Origin of the sequence: Dongia deserti (genome assembly GCF_003574735.1) — a bacterium.
In the GTDB taxonomy this organism is placed as follows: domain Bacteria; phylum Pseudomonadota; class Alphaproteobacteria; order Dongiales; family Dongiaceae; genus Dongia_A; species Dongia_A deserti.
On the sequence record NZ_QORW01000006.1, the window covers coordinates 198127 to 216850 of the forward strand.

An 18724-nucleotide genomic window follows, 5' to 3' on the forward strand; every position below is an offset into this window, starting at 1 on the left:
CGGCGCGGAAAGAGCGGCCAATCGTGTTCAGGCGGTTGCGCCGCTCGCAAGCAGCTTCAGGAAAGCCTCGTCGGCGATCACTCTCTTGGCGGTGACGTTGCTCGCGAGAATCCGGCTTGCTTTCACGTTCTCGAAATTGGTTTCATCCAGCTTGCAGCCGTTGAAGCGCGGCGGCCATTCGCGCGCCTTGCCGTCGGAGAGGATCGCAATCTCCACCTCCAGGTCGCACTTGCGGAAGTCGGTCCGCCGCAGATTGGCGCCGGTGAAGTTCGTGCCGCGCAGCGATGCCCCTTCGAAATTGGCGCCGGTCAAGTCGCAGCGCGAAAAGTCGGCCAGATCGACGATCGTGCGCCGGAACTTGGCGGAACGCAGCCGAGAATCAATAAACAGCGCACCGCGCAGGTTGCGGCTGGAAAAATCCAGGCCGGAGATATCAGCGTGGGAAAAGTCGGCGCGTTGGCCTTCGACGCCGGACGAGGTCACCCACTTTTCGTGGGCGATGATCATCTCGCCGATCAAGGCCTGGGTCTCCGCCGAATCATCCACCGAGATCGCCACCGATGTGTCGAGGCTGTTGAAGATTGCCTTGTTGAGCTCGACGCCGTGCAGGTTCGCATCGGTCAGGACGACGCCGTCGAGGAACGCGCCTTCGAGCACGGCGCGATTGAGCTGCGTGCCGCTGAGATCAGCATTGGCTAGGTTGGCGCCGCGCAGATCGGCATCCTTGAGGGAAGAGCCGTCGAGATTGGCGCCGCTGAGATCGGCATTGCGCAGGACAGCGCCGGAGAAATCCGCCTTGCGGATGATGGAATTGCGCAGCTTCGCGCCGGTCAGGTCGGCACGGTTCATGGCGGTATCGGACTTGGTCGGCTTCCATTCCTCGCGCTTCGGTGGCTCGACGCTGCCGCCGCTCGACACCAGCAGCGATCCTTCGCGGAAGTCGGTGCCGCTCAGCTTGGCTTGGGAGAAGTCGGCGCCTTGCAGATGGGCGCCGCGGAAATCGCAGTCCCGGCAGTCGGCCCCGACGAAGCGGCTGCCGGCAAGATTCGCGGCGAACAGATCGCTTTCCCGGAGATTGGCGCCGCTGAGATCGCAATTGATAAGCTGAATGCCGGTGAGCTTGGCCTTGGGCAGATGAAGGCCGCGCAGATTGAGGTCGCGGAAAACCTTCAAGGCAAGATCGGCGCGCCGGCCGCCACGCTCGTTGCGCAGCCAGACGCGGTGCGCCGTCACGATCTCTTTCAAAGCCTGCAGGTCCACACAACGTCCCCGATTGAGGGCGGACATTTCCGCCGGGAGAGGACCTAGGCTGCGGCGAACGTGGTTAGAAAACCCTTAAGGGTACTGAAGGGGCATTCAGTCTCAGGCAGGACCTTCGATCAGTGCACCGTCATCGGAGCGAGGCCATTCTGCCAGGCGGCAGCGACCGCCGTCTGTCGGTCTTCCATGACTGCAATCTGTTGGCCATTGGCGGCAAACAAAGCGACCGCTGTCTCGCCATCGACCTCGATATCTTTCATATAGGCGATGTTCTTGATCCCCAGCATCAGCAGGTCATCGGGGGTCAAGGCACGAATGCGTTCCAGTTCCGTCATATTTTCACTCCGTCACCTGAGGATCCAATGCCCGCCTGGCGGCACCTCGGCTCCTTGCGCTCTCATTTGCTCTCAGCGTCCACTGTCAACCTTTTGGCAGTGGCCTTGTCGCCCGTGCCCCGACTGATCGGGATGGTACGCGCCTGACTGACGGCCTTCGGCCGTTGCAGGTCGACCGACAGCAGGCCGTTGTCGAGGGTCGCCGCTTTGACCTCGATTCCTTCAGCCAACACAAAGCTGCGCTGGAACTGTCGCGCCGCAATCCCCCGATAGAGGTAGACGCGGCCCGTATCGTCCTTCTGCCGACCCTTGATGGTGAGCTGATTGTCCTCGATCTGAATCTCCAGATCGTCGAGCCCGAACCCGGCAACCGCCAGCGTGATGCGCAGGCGATCCTCGCCGATCTGCTCGATATTGTAGGGCGGATAACCTTCCGCGCCGCTCTTGGCGATCCGATCCAGAGTTCGCTCGAAATGATCGAAACCGAGCAGCAGCGGGCTGTTGAACAAAGACAAGCGCGTCATAATTTCCAAGCTCCTCCAGCACGAGCGAGCTACCCAATTCCGGCACCGCCCGATTCGGCGCGGCCCCGGATGACCCGATTGCGGCCATGTTTAGAATCTAGGTGGGAAATTAACGATTTCAAGGCCGGCTAGGATGGCCAGCTCCGGGCCAAGATATCTTCATAGCCGTCCTCATTATCAATGTGGCTGCCGATCTGGGTAAAGCCGAGTTTGCGTGCCATGGCAACGGAGGCCGGGTTATGGGGACTGATGGAGACCACAAACCGGCTCACCCCATGCACCCGGTTGGCCCAGTCCATCATCCCCAGGGCGGCTTCTTGAGCAAGGCCTTGGCGGTGGAAGTTCGGCATCACGGAGTAGCCCAATTCCACCGCGCCAGGCGCCAGCTCCTTCAGATAATCCGCACCCGGCTTGGTGTGGAAATTGAAGTAGCCGACGAACGTAAGATCAGGCTTCAGCGCCATGGCCCGCAGCGACCATGGAAGATAGGTGAGGTCTGTGACCAGGTCTTGTAGCCTCATCGCTGCGAGTGGGAGTGCTGCGTCAGGAAAATCGTCCAGCCTGCAGCCAGCCAAGCGTGATGCTTCGGCCCTATCATGTGCGACCAGGGCAGCGAGCGCCGCAGGAGGAAGCGTGCGCAAGATGAGGCGTCGAGTCTCGATGCTGAGCCAATCGGAATCCATGCCTCGGTTGTTACCATGTCGATGGCAGGTGTGACAGTTCGGCGCTTCGGCTGTTCCTTCGCACAACTTGTGCTGTGCGCAGCGCAGTGCAACGCTTCTGCCGAGGGGGAGATCATGGGGCCCACCACCAGAACGCCATCGCATTGCGCCACTGAAGCTCTTCCCGATCTGGCCAACTTCGAGTCGGACATCGCCACGTTCTATGCCTATTGGGATCACAAGCGCCGCGACCGTCGCATGCCGTCGCGCGCCAACATCGACCCGAGCGAAATCGTGCCATTTCTTCCCGGGATCATGCTGGTCGAAGTAGTCGCCGACGAACGCCGCTTCCTCTATCGGCTGGTCGGCACGCGCGAAGTCGCGATGCGGGGGCGCGATCCGACGGGCAAATCGGTAGCCGAAGGCTTCTATGGCGCATCGGCCGACGCGTCGATGGCGAGTTATCAGGACGTCGTCGCCCGGCGCGCGCCGCGCCTGGAGCGCCGCGAATTCACGACACCCGATGGTCGCTACGCCCGCGAGCAGGTCATCCTTCTTCCGCTTTCCGATGATGATGCGCGCGTGAACATCATACTCGTGTATAGCCATCACATGGTGGACTGAGCGACAGATCGTCGCTGTGTCAAAGGCGCTATCTCTTCAGTCGGAAATAAAACGCGCCGTTAACGAGCGCTGCATGGTTTGCGCGCCCAAGACGCGTTTGGAGGGTGATTATGCGTTTCGGAGACCTCAAGATCGGGCGGCGAATGGGACTGGTGGTGGCGGTGTCGGTGATCGGCACGCTGCTGGTCGGCGCCGTCGACGCCTGGCGGACGCGCGCTATGCTGCTTGAGGACCGCCAAGTCAAGACGCAGCACGTAGTCGAAATCGCCCACGGCATCATCGCATCGTATCACAAGCAGGCCGCCGTGACGGGCGAGCAGGAGGCGCAACAAGCCGCGCTGGCGGAGCTGGCCGCGCTGCGCTACGGCGGCGAGGAATATTTCTGGGTCAACGATATGGTGCCGCAGTCGGTTGCTGCGGCGACCGAAGAACTGTCGACGTCGATCCGCGAGATCAGCCAGCAGGTCGCCAACTCGGCGAGCATTGCCAATCACGCGGTGCTGGAGGCAAAGCGCACCGACACCACCGTCACCGCTTTGTCGGAGGCCAGCCAACGCATCGGAGCTGATGAACCGCGAGGTCGGCAACTTCCTGGCGCGGGTACGTGCAGGCTGATGAGCGTGGCTTCCACCGCTGTGACAGCTCGAAGGGATCCCACAGCGTCTAACCCTTCGCTGATGACAAGGTAGGCTGTGACCCGCCACAGCAGTTCGTTGCTCGCGGCGAACAAGCCCGCTATCCTCGGATGAAGCGCCTCTGGCGCTCACCACTGAGGATAGCGACGATGATGGGTGTTGTGCGAAGCCTCGGGGCCCTCCTGGGGCTCGGCATCACTGTGCAGATTGCATGTTCCACGCCTGCGGCGCTGGCCGGCAGCGAAGACAACACGGTCCTGCAGATCTACGGCCTCGCCCTGGATGAGACCCGACTCGGTAATGGCTTCTGCGAAAAGAGGGAGCTGGGTGAGCCGGTGCGCCGCGGATGCGGCATGAGCAAGCAGGCGCTGCCGGAGATCGTGGCGATCGATGTGCAGACCACACCTGCACCCTATGTCCGGCTCGCCCTGGCTCCTGATTCCGGCGGCCGGGCGCGCGACGTTCGGATCTGGTACGCGCCGCGCGAAGAGGGCGGGCAGAGCTTCATGATTGCGGCCACGACGTACCGCGAGCTCGGCCTGGAGAGCGCACGCGACGAAGTCCTGGAAACCTTCGGTTTGCCGACCATCCAGTTCTCCCACGCCGACATGGAAGCGCGGGGAATCCACGTATCGGATCTGACGGTCGACACGCTGATCTATGTGGATCGTGCGTTGCCCGGCGCGCAATGGGCGCGGATCGCCCATCGTCTGCGGACGGACTTCAGGGCGACGGGCGCTGAATTGTTTTCCGTGACCAACACCAGACTACGCACGCTGGCGCGGCTGCTGGGCCCGGACTTCCGCGGTGCCATCGTCCAGATCAGCGTGTCCGGCTGGACCCATCAGAGCACCGTCAGCACGATCCTGCTGGACCTCAGCCGCGCGCGCTCTGTTTTCCGCTTGGATGGGTGATCGTATCGGGCGCGGTGCGAGCCGCGCGAGCTACCCAGGTCGCGCGGGACGAGACCGCGCGCACGATCAATCGCGTGAGTGAAATCTCCACCGCCATCGCGTCGGTGCGCCTGAGAGCCGTCGCCCGGATCTCTTGCAAGGAAAAACCCCCGCGCATCTCTGCGGCGGGGGTTTTCGTCTGGTGGACCCAAGCGGGATCGAACCGCTGACCTCCACAATGCCATTGTGGCGCTCTCCCAGCTGAGCTATGGGCCCGAAACTCCTTGCGGATCGCCGTCTGGAATGGGCGGTCCGAAACCGGGGCAGAAGCTAAGCAGCGGCCCCCTTTAATTCAAGCGAATAATTACCGCTGGAACGGCTGTGAAAGCCTTAACGCTCCTTCTCGTCGTCGACGCCTTCGATGACTTCGGACATATCCTCCTCATCCTCGCCCAGCTCGGAGGTGTCCTCGATGACCTCTTCCTCTTCGGTGCCGAGGGCCTCGGTTTCCGTTTCCGCTTCGACCTCCGGCACCTCGGGCTCCAGCGGCTTGACCGGCGTCAACTTCTCCACCACCCGGCCGCGGCGGGACTTGAGCACCGCCTCGGGATCATAGGTTGCCCCGCATTTCGGGCAGATGATGGTGTCTTTGCGCAGGTCATAGAAATGCGCGCCGCAGCTCTGGCAGGTGCGCTTGGTTCCCCACTCCGGTTTGCTCACGTCGCTCGCTCCTTTGGCCGGGGCCCCCGGGTCGTTGGCCCGCCGGCCGGTTGTTCATGAAGTCGTGGCCCCATTGCCACGCTCGGCCAGCACTGTCAACCGGCCTCGCGGCTTCGTGTGACGGCGATTATTCGAGGGTTGGCGCTGCTGGCCGGCCCTGTGCTAAAGCCACGCCGATCCCGTTCGAAAGTCCAACCGCCGTGACCGCTTCCAGCTCCGCCGCAGCCCCTCAACCTTTCCGCTCGCGCAAGGCCGCGCCGCTCAGCGGCACCGCGCGCGTGCCCGGCGACAAATCCATCTCGCATCGTTCCCTGATGCTGGGAGCGCTGGCGGTGGGTGAGACAGAGATCCACGGGCTGCTGGAAGGTGAGGATGTGCTGCGCACCGCCACCGCCATGCGCCTGCTGGGCGGCGAAGCCGAGCGGGGCGCGGACGGCGTGTGGCGCGCGCAGGGCCGCGGCATCGGTGGCCTGCGCGAGGCGCCTGAAGTGCTGGATCTCGGCAACGCCGGCACCGGCACGCGCCTGCTCATGGGGCTGGTCGCGCCCTATGATTTCGTCACGTTCTTCACCGGCGATGCGAGCCTGCGCTCGCGCCCGATGGGGCGGGTGTCGGAGCCGCTGTCACGCATGGGCGCGCGTATCGTCGCGCGCGCCGGCGGCCGCCCGCCGCTCGCGGTGATCGGTACCGCCGAGCCGATGCCCATCACCTACAAGCTGCCGGTCGCATCGGCGCAGGTGAAATCCGCGATCCTGCTGGCCGGCTTGAACGCGCCCGGCATCACGACGGTGATCGAGCCGGAGCCGACGCGCGATCATACCGAGCTGATGCTGAAAGGCTTTGGCGCGACCTTGACGGTGGAGCAGACACCAGAGGGCCGCGCGGTTTCGCTGACCGGCCAACCGGAGATTTTCGGGCGCAAGATCATCGTGCCGGGCGATCCGTCGTCCGCCGCCTTCCCGATGGCCGCCGCCTTGATCGTGCCCGGCTCTGACCTCCGCGTGCCGAATGTCGGTCTCAATCCGCATCGCATCGGCCTCATCGAGACTTTGCTGGAAATGGGCGCAGACATCGTCATCGAGAACCGCCGCGAGGAAGCGGGCGAGCCGGTCGGTGACCTGCGCGTGCGTCACTCTGCGCTGAAAGGGGTGACGGTCCCGGCCGAACGTGCGCCCTCGATGATCGATGAATATCCGATCCTCTCGGTCGTCGCCGCCTTCGCAGACGGTGAGACCAGGATGGAAGGCCTCGCCGAGCTGCGCGTGAAGGAAAGCGATCGCCTGTCCGCAATGGCACAAGGTCTCGCTGCCTGCGGTGTGAAGGTCAGCGAAGGCCAGGACAGCCTCACCGTCACCGGCGGCAAGGCACCTGCAGGCGGCGTGCGCATTCCGGTGAAGCTCGACCACCGCATCGGAATGTCGTTCCTGGTGCTCGGCATGGCCGCGCAAAAACCGGTGGAGATCGACGACGCCGAGGCGATCGGCACCTCGTTCCCCGGCTTTGTTGATCTCATGAACGCCCTCGGCGCCATGGTTACCAAGGCCGACCGATGACCGAGAAGCCTAGGTTAATCATCACGGTAGACGGCCCCTCGGCGGCTGGGAAGGGCACGTTGGCACGGCGCTTGGCCGACCATTTCGGCTTCGAGTTCCTGGATACCGGCGCCCTCTATCGCGGCGTCGGGCTGTCGGTCTTGCGCCAAGGCCTTGATCCGGCCGACGAAAATGCCGCGACCGCGGCCGCCAAGGCGCTCAAGCCCGAAATCCTGGGCGAGCCAGCCCTCCGGGCGGAGGAAACCAGCACCGCTGCATCAAAGGTGGCGGCGATCCCCTCGGTCCGGGCTGCCATCCTCAACTGGCAGCGTGATTTCGCCCGGAGTGCCGCAAGGAATAGTGGCGGGGCGGTCCTCGATGGCCGTGACATCGGGACCGTCGTGTGCCCCGATGCGGATGCTAAATTGTTTGTTACCGCGAGCCTTGAGGCCCGCGCGGACAGGCGGGTCAAAGAGTTGCAAGCGCGCGGCGAGACGGCTATATACGCGCGGGTTTTGCAGGACATGCAGGAGCGGGATGCCCGCGATCAGGGCCGCTCCATTTCGCCGACCAAACCGGCGACAGACGCGCTGACCATAGACACCTCCGACCTCACGGCCGACCAGGTGTTTGAGCGCGCACTGGCTTTCATCGCGACGAAGATGAAGGCGTAGCGCACGCCTCTGCCGAATCCGTTTGTGCAACCAGCTTTCAAGACCGCCGGAGACAACCGGTTGGCCGGAATAGCGATGAAAGGACCAACACCAATATGGCTAAGTCAGCCTTGAAGGAAAAACCGCAATCTGAATCGTTTGCTGCACTGCTCGAGGAAACCCTCGGTGCCAGCCAGGGCCTCGAAGGCAGCGTGCTCAAGGGCACTGTCGTCGGAATCGAAAACGAATTCGTCCTGGTCGATGTCGGCTTGAAGTCCGAAGGGCGCGTCGCGCTCAAGGAATTCGCCACGCCGGGACAGAGGCCCGAGATCAAAGTCGGCGACATCGTCGAAGTCTATCTCGAGCGTATGGAAGACAAGAACGGCGAAGCCGTTCTCTCGCGCGAAAAGGCCCGCCGCGAGGAATCCTGGACCCAGCTCGAGCGTCAGTTCAAAGACAACCAGCGCGTCACGGGCGTGATCTTCGGCCGCGTGAAAGGCGGCTTCACCGTCGATCTCAACGGCGCCGTCGCGTTCCTGCCCGGTAGCCAGGTGGATATCCGCCCGGTACGCGATGTGGGTCCGCTGATGGGCACGCCGCAACCGTTCCAGATCCTCAAGATGGACCGCGCGCGCGGCAACATCGTTGTGTCGCGTCGCGCCGTGCTCGAAGAGAGCCGCGCCGAGGCTCGCAACGAGCTGGTTGCCAACCTCAAGGAAGGCCAGGTGCTGCAGGGCGTGGTCAAGAACATCACCGACTACGGTGCGTTCGTGGATCTCGGCGGCGTCGATGGCCTGCTGCACGTCACGGACATCGCGTGGCGCCGCATCAACCATCCGAGTGAGGCGCTCTCGATCGGCCAGACCGTGAAGGTCCAGGTCATCCGTTTCAATCCGGAGACCCAGCGCATCAGCCTCGGCATGAAGCAGCTGGAAGCCGATCCGTGGGAGGGCGTCGACCAGAAGTATCCGGTCGGCACCAAGTTCACCGGCCGCGTCACCAACATCACCGATTACGGCGCGTTCGTGGAGCTGGAGCCGGGCATCGAAGGCCTGGTCCACGTCTCAGAGATGAGCTGGACGAAGAAGAACGTGCATCCAGGCAAGATCGTCTCGACCTCGCAGGAGGTCGAAGTGATGGTGCTGGATGTCGATCCGGTGAAGCGCCGCATCTCGCTGGGCCTCAAGCAGTGCCTGGACAATCCGTGGACCAACTTCGTCGAGAAATATCCGGTCGGCACCGAGCTGCAGGGCGATGTGAAGAACATCACCGAGTTCGGCCTGTTCGTCGGCCTGCCGGGCGAGATCGACGGCATGGTGCATCTCTCCGACCTCTCCTGGGACAAGCCGGGCGAGGAAGCTGTCCAGGCCTACAAGAAAGGCGACAGCGTGAAGGTGAAGGTCCTCGATGTCGACGTGGAGAAGGAGCGCATCTCCCTCGGCATCAAGCAGCTGCAGAAGGATACCTTCGCGGAGGCCGCCACCAGCCTGAAGAAGGGCGCGGTCGTGACCTGCACGGTCGCGGCGGTGGTGGACGGTGGTCTCGAAGTGACCATAGGCGATGGCGTGTCGGGCTTCATCAAGAAGGTGGACCTGTCGCGCGAGCGTTCCGAGCAGCGGCCTGACCGCTTCGCGGTCGGTGAGAAGGTCGATGCCAAGATCATGCAGGTCGATGCCAAGACCCGGAAGCTGACCCTGTCCATCAAGGCCCGCGAGGTCGAGGAGGACAAGCAGGCGATGGCGGAGTATGGCTCGTCCGACTCGGGCGCCAGCCTGGGCGACATCCTGGGCGCTGCGCTCAACAAGGCCAAGAAAGGCAAGAAAGAGGGCGAGGAAGCTTAAAAGACCGGTCGGTCTCCGCTTTTCGAGCCGAAATCTGGGGCCGGCGGGCCGAAAAACCCGCCGGCCCCTTGCTTTTGGGCTCTTTTCAGATGGCTGGGAAGCCGGCGGCGGGCTGGGGCGGCTGGAACCGCCCTGCAAAAAACTCATATAAATGAGCGACTTATCCTTGACGCCCGGGCGGATGCTTGGCAGGCTTGGGATGAGGCGCGGGATGGGCGCCGTTCTCATAGGGGCCGCCCGGGCGCCGAGATACATGCGTCGGGGTGGGGGGATAAAATCAGATGACCAAATCGGAGCTCATACTGCGCATCGGGGAACTTAACCCCCATTTGTATCACCGCGACGTCGAGCGGATCGTCACCACGATTTTCGAAGAGATCACCCAAGCACTTGCCAAGCGGGAGCGTGTCGAGCTGCGCGGCTTCGGCGCCTTTTCCGTGAAGTTCCGCGAAGCCAGGCGCGGCCGCAATCCGCGCACAGGCGAGACCGTTGCCGTGGAGCAGAAAGTCGTGCCGTTCTTCAAGACCGGCAAGGAGTTGCGCGACCGGCTGAACGGCCGTATCGAGACCGAGCCGGCGAAGACGCCCTCGTCTGCAGGCGGCGCCGGCAAGGAGCCCTAGCATCGTCCAGGCGCGCGATGCCGGCTGCGGCACACGGATGTTTTGCGCCGCGTCTTTGGCCGCAATAGACTGAGTCTCAAGATTCTTTTCGCGGAGCATCGAGCATGCGCACCGTCCTGCGATTCCTGCAGTGGTTCCTGTTCCTGGTGGTGGCGTTGATCGTCGTCACGTTCGTTGTCCAGAACCGTGACGTGGTGGACGTGCGCCTGTGGCCGCTGCCCTACGTCATGCCCGCGCCCCTGTTTGCCGTCATCATCGCCTGTGTCCTGCTGGGCTTCGTGGTGGGCGCGTTCAGCGCCTGGCTCAGCGGCGGTGGCGCCCGCAAGCGGGCTCGCGAGCTGGGCCGCCTGAACGCCGAAAAAGCCCAGCAAATCAGCCAGTTGCGCCAGCAGCTCGAGGCTCAGAAGCAGGCCGGCCCACAATCCCGTCCACCCGCCATTACCCATGCGGCCTGAGTAAGGCTGATTGCTTGACTTAACTACCGCCTAAGCCTAGTTTCCGCGCGCCTTACGGCATTGTTGAAGGCCGGTCCCGAGGGGCCCCGTCCGTCCGCGAGTTTCGCGCACGGGCGTGAAACTGTTTTGCGCCAGCCGCGGCACGCGGCAAACCGACTGACGAGCGTTTGAGGATCGACAGAGCGACATGTTCGAGAAGCTGCAGGAACGGCTGAACGGCGTCTTCGACAAGCTGACCCGGCGCGGCGCCCTGTCGGAGGCAGATGTCGACGAGGCAATGCGCGAGGTGCGCGTGGCCTTGCTCGAGGCCGACGTCGCCCTGCCGGTGGTCAAGGATTTTGTTGCCAAGGTGCGCGAAGGCGCCGTCGGCGAACGCGTTGTCAAGTCGGTGACGCCCGGCCAGATGGTGGTGAAGCTCGTCCATGACGAGCTGGTGAAGACCCTCTCTGCCGGCGAGGGCGTCGAGCCTGGCCTCGATCTCAATGCGCCGGCACCCGTTCCGATCCTGATGGTCGGCCTGCAAGGCTCGGGCAAGACCACAACCACGGCCAAGATCGCCAAGCGCTTGTTCGAGCAGCGCGGCAAGCGCGTGCTGATGGCCTCGCTCGACGTGCGCCGGCCCGCCGCGCAACAGCAACTCGCCATCCTCGGCGAGCAGGTCGGCGTGAAGACGCTGCCGATCGTGCTGGGCGAGACGCCGGTGGCGATCGCCAAGCGCGCGATCCAGATGGGCCGCCTCGAAGGCTTCGACGTCGTGCTGCTTGATACCGCGGGCCGCCTCGCGATCGACGAGGAGTTGATGAGCGAAGTGGCGGAGGTGCACGCCGCCGCCAAGCCGCATGAGACGCTGCTCGTCGCCGATGCGATGACCGGCCAGGACGCGGTGAATGTCGCGAAGGCCTTCAAGGAACGCGTCAACGTCACCGGCATCGCGCTGACGCGTGTCGATGGCGATGCGCGTGGCGGCGCTGCGCTCTCCATGCGTGCGATCACCGGCTGCCCGATCAAGCTGATTGGCGTCGGCGAAAAGATGGATGCGCTGGAAGACTTCCACGCCGACCGTATCTCCAGCCGCATCCTCGGCATGGGCGACATTGTCAGCCTGGTCGAGAAGGCGATCGAGACGACCGAGGCCGAAGAAGCCGAACGCCTCGCCAAGAAGATGCAGAAGGGCGAGTTCGATATGAACGATCTCGCCGGCCAATTGAAGCAGCTGCAGAAGATGGGCGGCCTCGCTTCCATCGCTGGCATGCTGCCCGGCCTGGGCAAGATGCAGAAGCAGCTCGAGGGGCGCGTCGACGACAAGGTCATCCGGCGCTCCCTCGCCATCATCTCGTCGATGACGCCGAAGGAACGACGCAACCCCGACCTCATCAAGGCATCGCGCAAGAACCGCATCGCCAAGGGCTGCGGTATGCAGGTGCAGGACGTGAACAAGCTGCTGAAGCAGCACCTGGAAATGGCCCGCATGATGAAGCAGGTCAGCAAGCTGGGCCAGAAGGGCCTGATGCGCTCTGGCATGGCCGGACTGATGAAGGGCGGCGCTGGCGGCATGGGCGGGCCCCCACCATTCGGAGGACGGCGATGATCGATCACATCTCGATCGGCGTATCCGATCTCGGCAAGGCCAAGGGTTTCTATGACGCGGTGCTGCAGCCCCTCGGCTATGCCTGCGTCTACACCGTCGATATTCCCGGTCAAGGCGTGATCGCGCACGGCTATGGCGAGGCCGAGAAGCCCAGCTTCTGGATCGGTGAGCCGGAAAAGTTCGACAAGGAGTCGAATGCGAAGGGCGGCACCCATGTCGCCTTCCAGGCGAAGAGCCGGAAATCGATCGACGAATTCCATGCAGCCGCACTCAAGGCCGGCGCCAAGGACAATGGCGCGCCGGGCCTCAGGCCGCACTATCACCCGAACTATTACGGTGCATTTGCGTATGACCCGGACGGCAACAAGATCGAAGCTTGCTGTCACCATCCGGAATAGATAGCTGAGACGAACAACAGACCATCCAAAGGAGAGAACCAAGTGTCGTTGAAGATCAGACTGACCCGCGGCGGCGCCAAGAAGCGCCCGTACTATCGCATCGTGGTTGCCGAATCGCGTTTCGCGCGCGACGGCCGCTTCGTCGAGCATATCGGCGCCTACAATCCGATGCTGCAGAGAGATGACCCGAACCGCGTCACCTTCGACGTCGAGCGCGCTAAGCATTGGCTGAAGATGGGCGCGACGCCGAGCGAGCGCGTGCAGCTCTTCTTCTCCCGCGCCGGCTTATGCGAGGCGCCGAAGCGCCACGAGCAGAGCAAGCAGCATCTGCCGAAGGCAAAGGCGCAAGAGCGCGCGAAGGCCCAGGCCGAAGCGGCCGCCAAGGCTGCTGAAGCGCCGGCTCAGTAAGCGGGGCGGATCGGACACAATCATGCCAGCTTCGGCAACATCGCAGCGACTTGTGCTGATGGGCGCCGTCCTTGGCGCGCACGGCATCAAGGGTGAGGTGAAGGTGAAATCCTTCGCCGCCAAGCCCGCAGCCATTGCCGAATACGGGCCGCTGACCGATCCCAAGCGCAAGCGCACCTTCGAGCTCAGCATCGTCGGCACCGCCGATGCGGCGAAGGGCATCCTGATCGCGCGCATGGCCGGCATCACCGACCGCAACGCGGCCGAGGCGCTGAAAGGCGTGGAGCTGTTCGTGGACCGCGGACGTCTGCCGGCGCCGGAAGATCCGGAAGAATACTACCTCGCGGATCTGATCGGCCTCAGCGCGTTCGATGGCAAGGGCGAGAAACTGGGCGAGATCGTCTCGGTCGACAATTACGGCGCGGGCGATCTGCTGCTCGTGGTGCCGGAGTCGGGCGAAGGCTTCGTGGTGCCCTTCACCAAGGCCTTTGTACCGGTGGTCGACATCAAGGGCGGTCGCGTGGTGCTGGACTTGCCGGCGGACTTCTTCGAGGTCCCGGAGCACGAGGAGGAAGAGGCGGCCGAGTTGCAGGAGGCCGCGCCATGAGTTGGACCGCGCGCATCCTCACCCTGTTCCCGGAGATGTTCCCGGGACCGCTTGGCCACAGCCTCGCCGGCAAGGCGCTGGAGCGCGGCGATTGGACGATCGAAACCATCGACATCCGCCGCTTCGCCACCGACAGGCATCGCACGGTCGACGACACGCCGTTTGGCGGCGGGCCGGGCATGGTCATGCGGCCGGATGTGGTGGATGCGGCGCTCGATCACGCGACGCGCGATGGCCTGAAGCCGGCGATCTACCTGACACCGCGCGGCAAGGTCCTGAACCAGGAGATGGTGAGGGAACTGTCCACCGGTCCGGGCGTGGTGCTGCTGTGCGGCCGCTATGAAGGGCTGGATGAGCGCGTGATCGAAGCGCGCGGCCTCATGGAAGTGAGCCTCGGCGACTTCGTGCTGTCGGGCGGAGAGCCGGTGGCGATCGCGCTCATCGACGCGGCGGTGCGTCTGCTGCCCGGCGTCATGGGCGCGGAAGAGACCTTGGAGGAGGAGAGCTTCGAATCGGGCCTCCTCGAATATCCCCACTACACGCGGCCTGCGGACTGGTGCGGCCGGCAGGTGCCCGAGATCCTGATGAGCGGGCATCACGAGAAGATCAAAGCCTGGCGCAAGCTGCAGGCCGAACAGACAACGGAATCGCGGCGGCCCGATCTGTGGGCTGCCTATCAGAAACGGATGGCGCAGCAGAGCGCCGGACAGATTCAGAAGAAAGGACGTGGATCATGAACACCTTGCAGAAATTCGAGAAGGCCCAGGTCGCCAAGCTTGGCGGCAACAAGGCGCCGGACTTCGCGCCCGGCGATACCGTGAAGGTCAACGTGAAGGTGGTCGAGGGCGACCGCGAGCGCGTGCAGGCCTTCGAGGGCGTATGCATCGCGCGCAAGAACGCCGGCATCAACTCCTCCTTCACGGTGCGCAAGATCAGCTATGGCGAGGGCGTGGAGCGCGTGTTCCCACTGCACTCCCCGCGCCTGGTCTCGATCGAGTTGGTGCGCCGCGGCGACGTGCGCCGGGCGAAGCTTTATTACCTGCGCGGCCGCCGCGGCAAGGCTGCCCGCATCACCGAAAAGGCTGGCCCGATCGGCGCAAGCGCGGAAGAATAGGGCGCGGAAGAGTAGGCATCAGGCAAATCGGCTGGAACGGCATCGGTCATGGCAAAACCTCGGACCCTGTTCGACAAGATCTGGGACAACCATCTGGTCCATCAGCAGGACGGCGGGACGTGCCTGATCTACATCGACCGGCACCTCGTGCATGAGGTGACCTCGCCCCAGGCCTTCGAAGGCCTGCGCAGCTCGGGCCGCAAGGTGCGCCAGCCGAAGGCGACGCTGGCGGTGGCGGACCACAACGTCCCCACCACCGATCGCTCCAAGGGCATCACCGAGGAAGAGAGCCGCATCCAGGTCGAGACGCTGGAGCAGAACTGCCGCGAATTTGGCATCGACTATTTCTCCATGGATGATGTGCGGCAGGGCATCGTGCACATCATCGGGCCGGAGCAGGGCTTCACCCAGCCCGGCATGACCATCGTGTGCGGCGATTCTCACACCTCGACCCACGGCGCGTTCGGCGCGCTGGCGTTCGGCATCGGCACCTCGGAGGTGGAGCATGTGCTCGCCACACAGACGCTGATCCAGAGGCCGGCGAAGAATATGCGCATCACGGTCGAGGGTCATGTCGGCCCGGGTGTAACGGCGAAGGACATCGTGCTGGCGATCATCGGTCGCCTCGGCACCGCGGGCGGCACCGGCCATGTCATCGAGTATGCGGGCGATGCGATCCGCGCGCTCTCGATGGAAGGGCGCATGACGATCTGCAACATGTCGATCGAGGCTGGCGCGCGCGCCGGCCTGATCGCGCCGGATGAGACCACCTTCGCCTACTTGAGGGGCCGGCCGATGGCGCCGAAGGGCGGCGCGTGGGAGCAGGCGGTCGCCTTCTGGAAGACATTGCCCAGTGATCCCGGCGCGAAGTACGACACCGAGATCGTGATCAAGGCCGCCGACATCATCCCGCAAGTGACCTGGGGTACCAGCCCGGAAGACGTGTTGCCGATCACCGGCAAGGTGCCGAACCCGGCGGATATCGCCGACGAGAACAAGCGCCGCGCTGTCGAACGGTCGCTGGAATATATGGGCCTGCAGCCCGGCACGAGGCTCGAGGAGGTCAAGGTCGACCGCGTCTTCATCGGCTCCTGCACCAACGGCCGCATCGAGGACCTGCGCGAGGTGGCCAAGATCGCCAAGGGCCGCAAGGTCGCCGCGCACGTGAACGCGATGGTGGTGCCCGGCTCCGGTTTGGTGAAGCACCAGGCCGAAGCGGAAGGGCTGGACAAGATCTTCCTCGAAGCCGGCTTCGAATGGCGCGAGCCCGGCTGCTCCATGTGCCTCGCGATGAATCCCGACAAGCTCGCGCCCGGCGAACGCTGCGCCTCGACGTCCAACCGCAACTTCGAAGGCCGCCAAGGCCGCGGCGGCCGCACGCATTTGGTCAGCCCCGCGATGGCCGCGGCAGCGGCGGTGACCGGGCACCTGACGGACGTGCGGAAACTGTCGTAGGTCCAAGCACGCGCCTCTCATTTCGCTCTACCCGCGCTTGGTACGGGCACCCACGAGTTCGCTCCACGCTTTGATCTCGCCCACGGCCAAGCCTTTGATGGCGGTAGGCTACGACCTTTTCTGATCAGCCCGCACCCTCGGGCTGGAGCTGATGGCGATAGCGGTGGAACAAGGCGGCGATCCGGTCGGCCGCCAAGCGCACACGCGGCCGGTCGCGCATGTCTTCATGCACGACGAGCCACAGGCCCTCGCGGTCCAAGTCGTCGATCGGCGCGGTCAGCTGCACCAGCGATGGTTCTTCCGCGGCGAGGAAGCAGGGCAACACGGCGAGGCCCGCGCCGGTGACCAGGGCGTCGAGGATCGTGCTGGCGTTGCTGCAGCGAATGTGCGGCGCACGGCCGAGCTTGGCGGTCAGCCACAGCAGGCTTTCGCTGTAGCCGCGCGTGTCATCGAAGCCGATCCAGCGGCATTCCTCGTAACGCGCCTCGGTCGCCGCCACCGGGTGGCGCGCGACATAGACCTTGGAGCCAAACACGGCATAGGTTGGTTGCGGCAGGGCGCGCATGGCCAGCCGGCCTTCCTCCGGTCGGCGGTTGCGCAGTGCGATGTCCGCTTCGCGCCGCGAAAGGTTGATCAGCGAATAGGAGCTGTAGAGCTCGATCTCGATCCCGGGCAGCGCATCGAGCAGTTCGGGCAGCCGGCGGGCGATGAAGCGGATGGTCATCGGGCCGGAGGCGACCCGGACGATGCCGGTGGCGTCCTCGGTGAAATCCGGCCTGGCCCGCTCGATTGCTTCGCCCGCCTCGACCATGCGCTCAACAAGGGGCAGGAGCTCGGCGCCTTTGGGCGTCAGCACATAGCTGCCGGCCGGCCCGCCGCCCACTCGTTCCAGCAGCTTGGCGCCCATCTGCGCTTCGAGAGCCTGCAGCCGGCGGCTCATGGTCGGCTGGCTCAACTTCAGGCGCCGGGCGGCCGCGCTGAGGGAGCCTGCCGCTGCAATGGCTGCGAACAGGCGTAAGTCATCCCAGTTCGGCACTGATCCATTCATAATCGCATGAAATATATCGAATGATGGCGAATGTCGATCCGAACTTGTCGCGCATAGAGTCGAAGCCACGGAGGATCGCCATGGCCCACGCATTCACCCTTTGGCTCGCCCGGTTCCGGTTGGGAGCCCGTCCGGTCGCCCACGTGCCACCGGTCGCGAAGCCGCCGTTGAAGATCGAGATCAGGCGCCTGCCGGATTATCTTTGGCGGGATCTCGGTTTCCCGGCCCCGCAGCATCCAGACCAGGAGTGAACTGCTTCACTCCGCGCCGGCCCGACAGCCCTTAGGTCTCCTGCCACCAAAGCAAGGAGACTGAGATGTTAACGACTTCGCGTTTTTCGTCGGCCCCCATCTTCGCCATGGATTGGCTGGGCGAGGCCCTGCTGAACTGGGGCTTTCTGCGCACGGGCCTCCGGCGGTCCGCGATCGAGGAACTGCCGGACCATCTGCGCCAGGATGTTGGGCTGCCGCCCGTCGACGGCCCGTCGGACCCACGCGATTGGCGCTGGTAGACCCGTCCAAAAGATGTGCCCGCGTGAAGGGCTTGTGAGGGGCCGCCGCGCCGTGACATAACCGCCCGTCGGCGGCCCCACACGGCCGCTCTTCGCGGATATGTCTGATGCAGAAATTCGACCAGCTCACCGGGGTCGCAGCGCCCCTGCCGATGATGAATGTCGATACCGACATGATCATCCCCAAGCAGTTCCTGAAGACCATCAAGCGCACCGGGCTCGGCAAGAACCTGTTCGACGAGATGCGCTACACGCCCGACGGGAAGGAGATCCCGGATTTCGTCCTCAACAAGCCGCAGTACCGCAATGCCAAGATCCTGGTGACCGGCGCTAATTTCGGCTGCGGCTCGAGCCGCGAGCACGCGCCCTGGGCGCTGCTCGATTTCGGCATCCGCTGCGTGATCGCGCCCTCGTTCGCGGACATCTTCTATAACAACTGCTTCAAGAACGGCATCCTGCCCATCACGCTGCCGCAGGAAGAGGTCGACAAGCTGATGGACGATGCCAATCGCGGCGCCAATGCCGTGATCTCGATCGATCTCGAGAAGCAGGAGATCCGCGGGCCGGACGGCGGTTGCATCAAATTTGAGATCGACGCCTTCCGCAAGCACTGCCTGCTGAACGGCCTCGACGACATCGGCCTCACCATGCAGAAGGCCGCCAACATCGACAGCTACGAGCAGAAGGCCAAGGTCGGCCAGCCCTGGCTGTGGTAGGCCGCCGGCGCTAGTCACACTCTCGTCCGTCATGGTCGTGGCCAATGGTTCAAGCGGGGCACGACCATCCACGAGTTTGTCCGACGCGCCGCGGCTTTGCTCACCGAAACTCGTGGATGGTGGGA

At 64.2% G+C, this 18724-nt stretch carries 23 protein-coding genes, 1 tRNA gene and 1 pseudogene; 18 read left to right on the forward strand and 7 right to left on the reverse strand.

The window, feature by feature from the left end:
- Window positions 1–27 precede the first annotated feature (27 nt).
- From DTX69_RS11350 to DTX69_RS11365, 4 genes are all read right to left on the reverse strand, one after another.
- Window positions 28–1260 (reverse strand): pentapeptide repeat-containing protein, encoded by a 1233-nt coding sequence (locus tag DTX69_RS11350; RefSeq protein ID WP_162917092.1) that lies wholly within the window; start codon window positions 1258–1260, stop codon window positions 28–30.
- 119 nt (window positions 1261–1379) lie between these two features.
- Window positions 1380–1595: a DUF1150 family protein gene (locus tag DTX69_RS11355; RefSeq protein WP_119301645.1), complete on the reverse strand. Its 216-nt coding sequence runs from the start codon at window positions 1593–1595 to the stop codon at window positions 1380–1382.
- 62 nt (window positions 1596–1657) lie between these two features.
- On the reverse strand, window positions 1658–2119 hold the full coding sequence (locus DTX69_RS11360) for an Hsp20 family protein (protein ID WP_119301646.1): 462 nt from the start codon (window positions 2117–2119) through the stop codon (window positions 1658–1660).
- A gap of 128 nt (window positions 2120–2247) precedes the next feature.
- Window positions 2248–2802, reverse strand: coding sequence for a GNAT family N-acetyltransferase (locus DTX69_RS11365; RefSeq protein WP_162917093.1), 555 nt, complete (start codon window positions 2800–2802; stop codon window positions 2248–2250).
- Between DTX69_RS11365 and DTX69_RS11370 the strand changes: the two genes are divergently transcribed.
- From DTX69_RS11370 to DTX69_RS11380, 3 genes are all read left to right on the forward strand, one after another.
- Window positions 2716–3405: a PAS domain-containing protein gene (locus DTX69_RS11370; protein WP_119301647.1), complete on the forward strand. Its 690-nt coding sequence runs from the start codon at window positions 2716–2718 to the stop codon at window positions 3403–3405. The genes DTX69_RS11365 and DTX69_RS11370 overlap by 87 nt on opposite strands.
- A 110-nt stretch (window positions 3406–3515) precedes the next feature.
- Window positions 3516–4094, forward strand: coding sequence for a cache domain-containing protein (locus DTX69_RS11375; RefSeq protein WP_119301648.1), 579 nt, complete (start codon window positions 3516–3518; stop codon window positions 4092–4094).
- 95 nt (window positions 4095–4189) lie between these two features.
- The gene (locus DTX69_RS11380; RefSeq protein WP_162917095.1) at window positions 4190–4954 is read left to right on the forward strand and encodes a hypothetical protein; all 765 of its coding nucleotides are present in this window, start codon (window positions 4190–4192) and stop codon (window positions 4952–4954) included.
- Between the two features lie 179 nt (window positions 4955–5133).
- On the opposite strand, the gene DTX69_RS11385 is transcribed toward DTX69_RS11380, so the two are convergent.
- Both DTX69_RS11385 and DTX69_RS11390 read right to left on the reverse strand, forming a co-directional pair.
- Window positions 5134–5209: transfer RNA gene (locus DTX69_RS11385), tRNA-Ala, on the reverse strand.
- 114 nt (window positions 5210–5323) lie between these two features.
- Entirely contained in the window at window positions 5324–5653 is a 330-nt protein-coding gene (locus tag DTX69_RS11390) for a TIGR02300 family protein (RefSeq protein ID WP_119301650.1), read from the reverse strand.
- Window positions 5654–5853: 200 nt separating this feature from the next.
- On the opposite strand from DTX69_RS11390, the gene aroA reads away from it, so the two are divergent.
- The 12 genes and pseudogenes from aroA (at window position 5854) to leuC (ending at window position 16324) form a co-directional block, all read left to right on the forward strand.
- Window positions 5854–7206, forward strand: coding sequence for a 3-phosphoshikimate 1-carboxyvinyltransferase (gene aroA, locus DTX69_RS11395; RefSeq protein WP_284735703.1), 1353 nt, complete (start codon window positions 5854–5856; stop codon window positions 7204–7206).
- Window positions 7203–7859 (forward strand): (d)CMP kinase, encoded by a 657-nt coding sequence (gene cmk, locus DTX69_RS11400; protein ID WP_119301652.1) that lies wholly within the window; start codon window positions 7203–7205, stop codon window positions 7857–7859. Before aroA ends, cmk begins: the two co-directional genes overlap by 4 nt.
- An 83-nt stretch (window positions 7860–7942) precedes the next feature.
- Window positions 7943–9679: pseudogene (rpsA, locus tag DTX69_RS11405) on the forward strand (30S ribosomal protein S1); the annotation flags it as partial.
- 281 nt (window positions 9680–9960) lie between these two features.
- Entirely contained in the window at window positions 9961–10299 is a 339-nt protein-coding gene (gene ihfB, locus DTX69_RS11410; protein ID WP_119301654.1) for an integration host factor subunit beta, read from the forward strand.
- A 104-nt stretch (window positions 10300–10403) separates the two neighbouring features.
- Window positions 10404–10754 (forward strand): LapA family protein, encoded by a 351-nt coding sequence (locus tag DTX69_RS11415; protein WP_119301655.1) that lies wholly within the window; start codon window positions 10404–10406, stop codon window positions 10752–10754.
- 187 nt (window positions 10755–10941) lie between these two features.
- On the forward strand, window positions 10942–12342 hold the full coding sequence (ffh, locus tag DTX69_RS11420; RefSeq protein WP_119301656.1) for a signal recognition particle protein: 1401 nt from the start codon (window positions 10942–10944) through the stop codon (window positions 12340–12342).
- On the forward strand, window positions 12339–12740 hold the full coding sequence (locus DTX69_RS11425; protein ID WP_119301657.1) for a VOC family protein: 402 nt from the start codon (window positions 12339–12341) through the stop codon (window positions 12738–12740). The genes ffh and DTX69_RS11425 overlap by 4 nt, the downstream gene beginning before the upstream one ends.
- A gap of 42 nt (window positions 12741–12782) precedes the next feature.
- A complete protein-coding gene (gene rpsP, locus DTX69_RS11430; protein WP_119301658.1) occupies window positions 12783–13148 on the forward strand; it encodes a 30S ribosomal protein S16 in 366 nt (121 codons plus the stop codon).
- Window positions 13149–13170: 22 nt separating this feature from the next.
- Window positions 13171–13755: a ribosome maturation factor RimM gene (rimM, locus tag DTX69_RS11435; protein WP_119301659.1), complete on the forward strand. Its 585-nt coding sequence runs from the start codon at window positions 13171–13173 to the stop codon at window positions 13753–13755.
- Window positions 13752–14492, forward strand: coding sequence for a tRNA (guanosine(37)-N1)-methyltransferase TrmD (gene trmD / locus DTX69_RS11440; RefSeq protein ID WP_119301660.1), 741 nt, complete (start codon window positions 13752–13754; stop codon window positions 14490–14492). The genes rimM and trmD overlap by 4 nt, the downstream gene beginning before the upstream one ends.
- A complete protein-coding gene (gene rplS, locus DTX69_RS11445) occupies window positions 14489–14869 on the forward strand; it encodes a 50S ribosomal protein L19 (protein WP_119301661.1) in 381 nt (126 codons plus the stop codon). The genes trmD and rplS overlap by 4 nt, the downstream gene beginning before the upstream one ends.
- Before the next feature lie 48 nt (window positions 14870–14917).
- A complete protein-coding gene (leuC, locus tag DTX69_RS11450; protein WP_119301662.1) occupies window positions 14918–16324 on the forward strand; it encodes a 3-isopropylmalate dehydratase large subunit in 1407 nt (468 codons plus the stop codon).
- 124 nt (window positions 16325–16448) lie between these two features.
- Here the strand turns inward: leuC and DTX69_RS11455 are convergent, their stop codons facing one another.
- Entirely contained in the window at window positions 16449–17360 is a 912-nt protein-coding gene (locus tag DTX69_RS11455) for a LysR family transcriptional regulator (protein ID WP_162917096.1), read from the reverse strand.
- Between the two features lie 92 nt (window positions 17361–17452).
- On the opposite strand from DTX69_RS11455, the gene DTX69_RS30105 reads away from it, so the two are divergent.
- The 3 genes from DTX69_RS30105 (at window position 17453) to leuD (ending at window position 18599) form a co-directional block, all read left to right on the forward strand.
- On the forward strand, window positions 17453–17623 hold the full coding sequence (locus DTX69_RS30105; protein ID WP_162917097.1) for a hypothetical protein: 171 nt from the start codon (window positions 17453–17455) through the stop codon (window positions 17621–17623).
- Window positions 17624–17688: 65 nt separating this feature from the next.
- Window positions 17689–17883, forward strand: a complete 195-nt coding sequence (locus tag DTX69_RS30110; RefSeq protein ID WP_162917098.1) for a hypothetical protein — start codon at window positions 17689–17691, stop codon at window positions 17881–17883.
- Window positions 17884–17990: 107 nt separating this feature from the next.
- Window positions 17991–18599: a 3-isopropylmalate dehydratase small subunit gene (gene leuD, locus DTX69_RS11460; RefSeq protein ID WP_119301664.1), complete on the forward strand. Its 609-nt coding sequence runs from the start codon at window positions 17991–17993 to the stop codon at window positions 18597–18599.
- Window positions 18600–18724: the final 125 nt, after the last annotated feature.